Genomic DNA, 8,646 nt, shown 5'->3' on the forward strand with positions numbered 1-8,646 from the left:
ATATTTAAAAGGTAAAAGTTCATTGATGATACATGATCGTCATGCGAATTTAAAGTATAACCACGGAAGCCGCACATTTTGGGCTAAGGGATATTACGTGAGTACGGTGGGACTCAACCAGAAAACAGTAGCAAAATATATCCGCGAGCAGGAAGCTGAGGATAAATTACGCGACCATATGACAAAGAGGGAATACGTCGATCCATTTAAAGATAAGTGACAGGAGTGAACGGTTGACGGTCAATTTAGAGTCCCCTTTAGGGGATTGTCAGTAAAGTGCCCTTATAGGGCGAAATTAAAACCGCCCGTTTTACGGGCGGATACTTACTGTATCCAGCCTGAGAACCTTCAGTTGAATGAATTGGAACCAGGATATAAAACCGTGATAAAAACCGTTTAGCTGCCTCTCCCCCCTCCTTCCTGAAACCATTCTGCTGCATGCTGCTGACTTTTCAGATCGAACTGAATCCTTTTTCTTTATTTTCATTTCCTGCTGTATAAATTTTCTTTTACTGGAAAAAATGGAGGCTATAAAGAATGGAGGTTTTATGTGATGAAACGAATCGTCTCATTAATGTTAATAACATTTTTATTGGCAACAATCTTTGTTCCTTCAGGATTTGCAAGAGAAAATAGTGCAGATTTAGCGGAAAATGTAAAGTCCGCCATACTCATCGAACGTGACACGGGATCGATTTTATATGATAAAAACAGCGGAGAACAGCTTCCGCCCGCAAGCATGACAAAAGTGATGACTATGCTTTTAATCATGGAAGCGATCGATGAAGGAAAACTGTCATGGGATGAGAAAATCCGGACAAGCGAGTATGCTGCATCAATGGGCGGTTCGCAAATTTTCCTGGAACCTGGTGAGGAAATGACCACAAAACAGATGCTTCAGGGTATTGCAATTGGCTCAGGGAATGACGCCTCAGTGGCAATGGCAGAAAGAATTGCAGGTTCAGAAGAGGCATTTGTTGAAATGATGAATAAAAAAGCAAAGGAGTTAGGCCTTAAGAACACCAATTTCCAAAACCCTACAGGCCTTCCTGCCGAAAATCATTACAGTACAGCACATGATATGGCCATTATGGCGAAAGAACTTCTTAAGTATGAAGATATAACGGAGTTTACTGGTACATACGAAGCATACCTCCGTGAAGACACGGATAAAAAGTTCTGGCTTGTCAATACAAATCGGCTAGTCCGTTTTTATCCTGGAGTGGATGGGCTGAAGACAGGTTTTACATCAGAGGCAAAATACTGCTTGACAGCAACAGCCCAGAAAGACGGAATGCGGGTTATTGCAGTGGTGTTCGGTGCGCCAACCTCAAAGGAACGCAATGCCCAGGTTACAAAAATGCTGGATTATGCTTTTAGCCAATACAAGACTCACCCAATGTATGAAAGAAATCACGCACTTGGAAAGGTATCGGTAAGCAAGGGTGAAAAGAAGCAAGTTGAAGCTTTAACAAGTGAACCAATCTCTTTGTTAACGAAAAAAGGCGAAGGTATTGAGGATATTGAACAGAAAGTAACATTGAATAAAAACATTAAGGCGCCTGTTCAGAAGGGAGATAAAATTGGAACTTTAACATTAAAAAAAGATGGAAAAACATTGGTGGAAAGCCCTCTTGTTGCAAAGGAAGACAGTAAAGAAGCAACCTGGTGGACATTATTTAAACGCTCGATGGGCATGTTTACGAAATCTGAGTAAATGAGCAAGCGAATTTGTCGAAAACAAACAGGATGACAGCTATTTTTAGCGAAAATGCACTAGTTTTGTCTTCAGGAAGGAAATGAAACCTTCACTATCGAATTTGACTCACTATAAGGGCGGATATCGGAATCTTATATGATTTCGGCTAAGCCTATCCGGCAGGAAAGAGCAGTGCAGCAAGGCTGAGTTTGCTTTTTCAATGTAGGATACCAGATAAGGAGGCTATGGTAGTGAGTCTGAACATTAATTTGGAAGTAAAACATGATGTTTTATGTATTCGTTTAAGCGGAGAATTGGACCATCATTCGGCAGATGAGCTGCGTGAACAAGCGACGAGAGCAATTGAAGATCATGATATCCATCATATTATTTTAAATCTTGAACACCTTTCTTTTATGGATAGTTCAGGGTTGGGTGTTATTTTGGGCAGATATAAGCAAATCAAGCAAAAACATGGTGAAATGGTCGTGTGTGCAATATCCCCAGCAGTCGAAAGGCTATTTGATATGTCAGGTTTATTTAAAATTATCCGGCTTGAGCCAACAGAAGAAAATGCACTGCAAAGATTGGGGGTTGCCTGACCAATGAAAAATGTAATGAATCTTGAGTTCAGCGCACTAAGCCAAAATGAATCCTTTGCCCGTGTTACTGTTGCTGCGTTTATTGCCCAGCTGGATCCGACAATGGACGAATTAACTGAAATCAAAACAGTCGTTTCTGAAGCAGTAACAAACTCGATTATCCATGGATATGAAAATGATCCAAATGGGATTGTGTATATTTCTGTCCTTATAGATGATGGATTTATTGATATGACCATTAAGGATAAAGGGCTTGGGATTATGGATGTTGAAGAAGCCCGCCAGCCGCTGTTCACAACTAAGCCTGAACTAGAAAGGTCAGGCATGGGCTTTACTATTATGGAAAATTTCATGGATGAAATTGAAATCAAATCGCAACCGGGAATAGGCACAGAGATCCGATTAAGGAAGCATTTATCAAATAGTAAAATGCTATGCAATTAAGGGAGTCTTGCTATGGATGTGGAGGTTAAAACAGATAAGGGCCAAACCTATTTAAAGGACCATGAAGTCAAGGAGCTTATCAAGAAAAGCCAAAATGGAGATCAGGGTGCAAGGGATCGGATAGTCCAGAAAAATATGCGTCTTGTCTGGTCTGTTGTCCAGCGATTCTTAAACAGAGGCTACGAGGCGGATGATCTCTTTCAAATCGGCTGTATCGGCTTATTGAAATCGGTTGATAAATTTGATCTCAGTTATGATGTAAAGTTTTCAACCTATGCAGTACCTATGATAATCGGAGAAATCCAAAGATTTATCCGTGACGATGGAACTGTAAAGGTGAGCCGTTCTTTAAAGGAAATGGGCAACAAAATCAGGAAGGCAAAGGATGAACTGTCCAAAACACTTGGGCGCATCCCGACTGTGACAGAACTTTCCGAGTATCTGGAGATTCCTGCAGAGGATATTATCCTTGCCCAGGAAGCAAGCCGTATTCCTTCATCCATTCACGAAACAGTATATGAAAATGATGGAGATCCGATTACCCTTCTTGATCAAATTGATGATGGCAATGAAGGCAAGTGGTTTGACAAAATCGCTCTAAAGGAAGCGATTCTGGAATTGGACGAAAGGGAAAGGCTGATTGTCTATCTGCGCTATTATAAAGACCAAACTCAATCTGAAGTGGCAGCCAGGCTAGGCATTTCCCAAGTACAGGTCTCGCGGCTTGAAAAAAAGATATTGCAGCAAATGAAAGACCGGATGGATATATAAATCCATTCTGGTCTTTTTTTATTCCATTTTAACTTTCTTTTTCTCCGAATACATAAGCTCCTCTTAAACAGCCAATTATTGGTCTTCATGAAGCGATTATATGTAACTCATACTAAATATACGAGGAAATCACTGTGTGGGAAGTGAGCGTAATGGAAAAAACGGTTTACATTCGCTTGCGGCATCGTCTGCAGGTCCGGCTAGATGAGGTACTGCACCTTAAGGATATCGCTCAAGTCATCGCGGATGAGGAAATCCATGAACAGCTTTGCCAGCTTGCTCTGTATCAAGTAACCGTAAATGATCGGAATATAGTTGTGATTGACGTAATGAAAGTGATAAGAGCCATAACCAAAACATTTCCGAGCATGGAGGTCCAATCAATAGGTCCAGCCCAAGTGATTGTAGAGGTTGTCACTAAGAAGCGTAAAGTTTCCTTCCCTCTTTTCCTGTTGGTTTGGCTTCTTTTGTTTATTGGAGCCGCACTGGCCATTATGAATTTTCATGAAGACGTTAGCATGCAGGCAGTACAGCTGAGAATTTACACAATTATTACAGGCGAAGTGGACAGCAAACCGCTCATTTTTCAAATTCCCTATTCCATTGGCCTTGGCCTGGGAATGATCATTTTTTTTAATCATGTATTTAAAAAACGGCTTAATGAAGAGCCCAGTCCTTTAGAAGTGGAAATGTTTAATTATCAGCTTGATCTTGATAATTATGTTGCCCTGCATGAGAACAAGGAGAGTATGAAGCACCTTGATGACCATTAATGTTGTGTTGGTAATAATTATTGGATTTGCCGGGGGGTTGGCGGTTGGCTCAGGCTTTGTCGCATTTCTGGCAGTTCTGGGCATTATACCCAGACTGACTCAGCTGACTAAAACAATGAAAATGATCCGCCATTACGAAGCGGCAGTTGTTTTGGGGGCATTGGCAGGAGCATTCGCAACACTCTGGAATCCTGTTTTATCTATAACTCCATACCTTTTGATTCCGCTTGGGCTGGGGGCGGGAATATTTGTAGGGATGCTTGCCGCCGCTTTAACAGAAGTGCTGAATGTGTTCCCAATCCTGGCTAAAAGGATCGGTGTTGATGGGAAAATTGCCATATTGCTGATGGCATTTGTATTTGGAAAAGTAATCGGCTCATTATTTCAATGGATCTATTTTGTAAATAGATAGCAGGTATGGAAAAGAGAATTTTACTATAACAAAATGGATTCGGAAAGGATAAACAAGCTATGAATGATCGGAGGCACGTCATTCTTATAACTGATGGAGACGACTATGCAAGGAAAACCGTTGAACTTGTTGCAAAGGAAATTGGAGGAAGATGCCTATCCTTATCGCACGGAAATCCTTCTGTTTTAACCGGTCAGCAAATTGTTAAGCTTATAAAAAAAGTCTCCCATGATCCTGTGCTTGTCATGTTTGATGACAGCGGGTTCATTGGAGAGGGTGCCGGGGAAAATGCATTGAAATATGTGGCGTGCCATAAAGACATCGATGTTTTGGGAATTATAGCGGTAGCTTCGAAAACGAGGCAGGCCGAATGGACAAAGGTGGATGTTTGTATTGATAGCAATGGGGAGCTGACTCCATACGGGGTAGATAAATTTGGCGTACCTGAGATGGAAATAGGACGCATAAATGGCGATACCGTATATTGCCTTGATCAATTAGATGTTCCGATTGTTGTTGGAATCGGCGATATCGGAAAAATGTCAAAAAAAGATCATTTTGATAAAGGTTCACCCATTACCAAAAAGGCGGTAGAACTTGTTTTGGAAAGGAGCGGCTATTATGGCAGACAGCAATAAAACCGATAAAATGCCCATTCCCAAATCTGTCCAGGAAATTGAAAGATATATGAAGGACAGAGTGGGGCTGGGGGATAGCTTTGACTTAGGAGTCCGCAAGCTAAAAGTATTAAGGAAAGATGTTCATTTCTATTATATCAATGGCTTGACAGATACCCAATTTATTATTGAAATCGTAGAAGGGCTAGTTGAAATTAACGATAATGAAAAACTTTCAACCAAACTGTTCGAGATAGTTGAAAACAGAATCATGCACCAATCCGTTGAGCATATCAAAACGATGGATGAGCTGGTTGACCAGGTACTGTCAGGGCTTATAGTAGTTGTGGTAGAGGGAGAAGGAGTTGGCCTTGTTGTAGATGTCCGCAGCTATCCGGGAAGGACACCCCAGGAGCCGGATACCGAAAAAGTGGTCCGGGGTTCACGCGACGGATATGTTGAAAATATTATCGTAAATACTGCATTAACAAGAAGAAGAATTAGGGATGAAAGACTTCGCTTTGAAATTATGCGGGTCGGTGAGCGTGGCAAAACAGATGTTGCCATTGGTTATATCAAAGATATTGCCAATAAGGATCTAATCGATTTAATCAGAAAAGAAATTAAAGAGATTAAAATAGATGGGATCACGATGGCCGATAAAACGGTTGAAGAATTTTTATTGAAACAAGGTTATAATCCCTTCCCGCTTGTCCGTTACACGGAAAGGGCAGACGTGGCTGCGGCCCATTTGCTTGAAGGACACGTTATTGTTTTTGTTGATACATCACCAAGCGTCATCATCACACCTACTACTTATTTTCATCATTTGCAGCATGCTGAGGAATACAGGCAATCGCCGGCTGTTGGCACATTTGTACGCTGGATTCGTTTTCTGGGGCTAATGGCATCCATCGTACTGCTGCCGCTTTGGTTTTTATTTGTTTTGGAGCCTTCTCTTCTGCCGGAAAGAATTGCATTTATCGGACCGAATGAGGAAACAAATGTACCAGTAATCGTCCAATTATTCCTTGCAGATGTCGGGATTGAGTTCCTCCGAATTGCAGCGATTCATACGCCGACACCGCTTTCGACAGCAATGGGCTTAATTGCTGCAGTTCTCATCGGGCAAATTGCTATTGATGTCGGTTTGTTTGTCCCGGAAGTAATTTTATATGTTTCATTGGCAGCAATTGGTACTTTTGCTACACCAAGCTACGAGTTAAGTATCGCGAATAAGATTGTAAGGCTGGGGCTGCTGGTTGCTGTGGCAATTTTCCATACACCTGGCTTGGTGGTGGGGCTAACCCTGGTCATCTTGAGTCTGGCTAGCATTAAGTCTTTAAATACACCATATTTATGGCCGTTCCTTCCGTTTAGCCCGGTTGCCTTTACACAAATATTGATTCGCAGGTCAATGCCTGGTTCAAAAATCCGGCCAAGCATCGTCCAGACAAAAAACCGATATAAGCAGCCGTAAATAAGAAATACACCGAATGCCGATTGCGAAAATGCACGAAATATGGTAAAGTTTTTTTAATTGAATAAAGTATTAAAGGAAACAGAATAGACAGTCTCTTGAAGAAACTGTCTATTTCTTTCATATATTTTAACAATGATTGATGTACATTACTGCTAGGGCAAAATGAAAAATCCTGTGCCTGGCTAAAGGGAAGAGGGGGAAACATGTTTTTTCACGGCACCATGAAAGTTAATGAAAAAGGTCATCTGGAAATTGGAGGCATGGATACTGTTGAACTCGCCGGCCAATTTGGAACGCCTTTATACGTATACGATGTGGCTTTAATAAGAGAAAGGGCAAGAGGATTTAAAAATACTTTTGAAAAAATGGGCATAACAGCACAAGTAGCCTATGCAAGCAAAGCATTTTCAACAGTAGCCATGGTTCAGCTTGTTGAGGAGGAAGGACTATCTCTTGATGTAGTTTCAGGGGGGGAATTATTCACAGCACTGGCTGCTGAATTTCCGCCTGAAAGAATCCATTTCCATGGAAACAATAAAAGTAAAGATGAGCTGGAAATGGCTCTCAAGCATAATGTGGGCTGCATTGTTGTCGATAATTTTTATGAATTGGATCTTCTTGAGGAAGTATGTGAATCCCTCTCTATTAAGACAAAGATCCTTTTAAGGGTTACACCTGGAATTGAAGCCCATACCCATGATTATATTTTAACTGGGCAGGAAGATTCTAAATTTGGGTTTGACCTTCAGAACGGCCAGGCTGAAGAGGCATTAAAAAAGGCTATGGATTCAAAGTGGATAGAAACACTTGGGCTGCATTGCCATATTGGTTCCCAGATCTTTGATACAACAGGATTTATTCTGGCAGCCAAGAAAATTTTTGAAAAGATGAATGATTGGAAAGAAGCATATTCTTTTGAGCCGCAAGTGCTTAATTTAGGTGGAGGTTTCGGAATCCGCTATACAGGAGAAGATGATCCGATACCCGCTTCTCAATATGTAGAGGAAATTATTGGAGAAGTGAAAAATCAGGCTGAGCATTATTCGATGAAGATGCCTGAAATTTGGATTGAGCCGGGCCGTTCCCTTGTTGGAGATGCAGGGACTACTTTATACCAGACGGGTTCCCGGAAAGAAGTTCCAAATGTAAGAAACTATTTGGCTGTGGATGGCGGCATGAGCGATAATATCCGTCCTGCTCTTTACCAGGCGAAATATGAAGCAGTTTTGGCAAACAGAGTATTGGAAAAGCCGGAAGAGACTGTTTCAATAGCTGGAAAATGCTGTGAATCGGGCGATATGCTCATTTGGGACTTGCCGCTTCCAAAGGCAGGGGATAAAGATATTTTGGCTGTCTTTTGTACAGGTGCATATGGCTACTCTATGTCCAACAATTACAATCGAATCCCAAGGCCTCCTGTAATATTTGTTGAAAATGGTGAGGCCAAGCTGGTTGTCAAAAGGGAGACCTATGAGGACATTTTGAGATTGGATTTGCCAATTAATGAAAAGATTAAAAATTAAGCTGCCTGAAAAAGGCAGCTTAATTTCAGACTGTCGACAAACTCGATGAAAATCGTGCTTGTCTGCAGTCTTTTTTATTTTAAAATAGAAGTAATACAATGCTTGAGGTGATTTAAATGCTTTCAAAACATAATCCAATTCAACGGGATCAAATTGAAATGGTTGCTTTAGACGAACTTGTACCGGCGGACCATTTGGTCCGCAAAATTGAAGCGGCGATTAATTTCTCATTCATCTATGACTTGGTAAAAGATAAGTATTCAGAAAAAGGCCGCCCAAGTATTGACCCTGTAATATTAATTAAACTCACATTTATTCAATA

10 protein-coding genes and 1 pseudogene are annotated in these 8,646 nt (G+C 41.1%); all 11 read left to right on the forward strand.

Annotation, left to right across the window (positions count from 1 at the left end; all coding sequences use genetic code 11):
• On the forward strand, positions 1-220 hold a 220-nt coding region (locus L634_RS0127435), incomplete at its 5' end, for an IS200/IS605 family transposase (RefSeq protein WP_026582476.1).
• A gap of 333 nt (positions 221-553) precedes the next feature.
• Positions 554-1,717: a D-alanyl-D-alanine carboxypeptidase family protein gene (locus L634_RS0127445; RefSeq protein ID WP_026585155.1), complete on the forward strand. Its 1,164-nt coding sequence runs from the start codon at positions 554-556 to the stop codon at positions 1,715-1,717.
• Positions 1,718-1,950: 233 nt separating this feature from the next.
• Positions 1,951-2,301, forward strand: coding sequence for an anti-sigma F factor antagonist (spoIIAA, locus tag L634_RS0127450; RefSeq protein ID WP_026585156.1), 351 nt, complete (start codon positions 1,951-1,953; stop codon positions 2,299-2,301).
• A gap of 3 nt (positions 2,302-2,304) precedes the next feature.
• The gene (gene spoIIAB / locus L634_RS0127455) at positions 2,305-2,745 is read left to right on the forward strand and encodes an anti-sigma F factor (RefSeq protein ID WP_026585157.1); all 441 of its coding nucleotides are present in this window, start codon (positions 2,305-2,307) and stop codon (positions 2,743-2,745) included.
• Positions 2,746-2,757: 12 nt separating this feature from the next.
• A complete protein-coding gene (sigF, locus tag L634_RS0127460; RefSeq protein WP_026585158.1) occupies positions 2,758-3,516 on the forward strand; it encodes an RNA polymerase sporulation sigma factor SigF in 759 nt (252 codons plus the stop codon).
• Between the two features lie 152 nt (positions 3,517-3,668).
• Entirely contained in the window at positions 3,669-4,289 is a 621-nt protein-coding gene (locus L634_RS0127465; protein WP_026585159.1) for a stage V sporulation protein AA, read from the forward strand.
• Positions 4,279-4,701: a stage V sporulation protein AB gene (locus L634_RS0127470; RefSeq protein ID WP_026585160.1), complete on the forward strand. Its 423-nt coding sequence runs from the start codon at positions 4,279-4,281 to the stop codon at positions 4,699-4,701. The genes L634_RS0127465 and L634_RS0127470 overlap by 11 nt, the downstream gene beginning before the upstream one ends.
• Before the next feature lie 59 nt (positions 4,702-4,760).
• Positions 4,761-5,339 (forward strand): stage V sporulation protein AE, encoded by a 579-nt coding sequence (locus L634_RS0127475; RefSeq protein ID WP_026585161.1) that lies wholly within the window; start codon positions 4,761-4,763, stop codon positions 5,337-5,339.
• Positions 5,323-6,798 (forward strand): spore germination protein, encoded by a 1,476-nt coding sequence (locus tag L634_RS0127480; RefSeq protein ID WP_026585162.1) that lies wholly within the window; start codon positions 5,323-5,325, stop codon positions 6,796-6,798. The genes L634_RS0127475 and L634_RS0127480 overlap by 17 nt, the downstream gene beginning before the upstream one ends.
• Before the next feature lie 206 nt (positions 6,799-7,004).
• Positions 7,005-8,324, forward strand: a complete 1,320-nt coding sequence (gene lysA / locus L634_RS0127485; RefSeq protein WP_026585163.1) for a diaminopimelate decarboxylase — start codon at positions 7,005-7,007, stop codon at positions 8,322-8,324.
• A gap of 116 nt (positions 8,325-8,440) precedes the next feature.
• Positions 8,441-8,646: pseudogene (locus L634_RS0127490) on the forward strand (IS5/IS1182 family transposase); the annotation flags it as partial.

Origin of the sequence: Bacillus sp. J33 (assembly GCF_000518885.1) — a bacterium.
Taxonomy (GTDB): Bacteria; Bacillota; Bacilli; order Bacillales; family Cytobacillaceae; genus Cytobacillus.

Coding starts and splice junctions, on each gene's coding strand:
- sigF (WP_026585158.1), top strand. CDS start 2,758: ATGGATGTGGAGGTTAAAACAGATAAGGGCCAAACCTATTTAAAGGAC.
- L634_RS0127445 (WP_026585155.1), top strand. CDS start 554: ATGAAACGAATCGTCTCATTAATGTTAATAACATTTTTATTGGCAACA.
- L634_RS0127475 (WP_026585161.1), top strand. CDS start 4,761: ATGAATGATCGGAGGCACGTCATTCTTATAACTGATGGAGACGACTAT.
- L634_RS0127480 (WP_026585162.1), top strand. CDS start 5,323: ATGGCAGACAGCAATAAAACCGATAAAATGCCCATTCCCAAATCTGTC.
- spoIIAB (WP_026585157.1), top strand. CDS start 2,305: ATGAAAAATGTAATGAATCTTGAGTTCAGCGCACTAAGCCAAAATGAA.
- L634_RS0127465 (WP_026585159.1), top strand. CDS start 3,669: ATGGAAAAAACGGTTTACATTCGCTTGCGGCATCGTCTGCAGGTCCGG.
- lysA (WP_026585163.1), top strand. CDS start 7,005: ATGTTTTTTCACGGCACCATGAAAGTTAATGAAAAAGGTCATCTGGAA.
- L634_RS0127470 (WP_026585160.1), top strand. CDS start 4,279: ATGACCATTAATGTTGTGTTGGTAATAATTATTGGATTTGCCGGGGGG.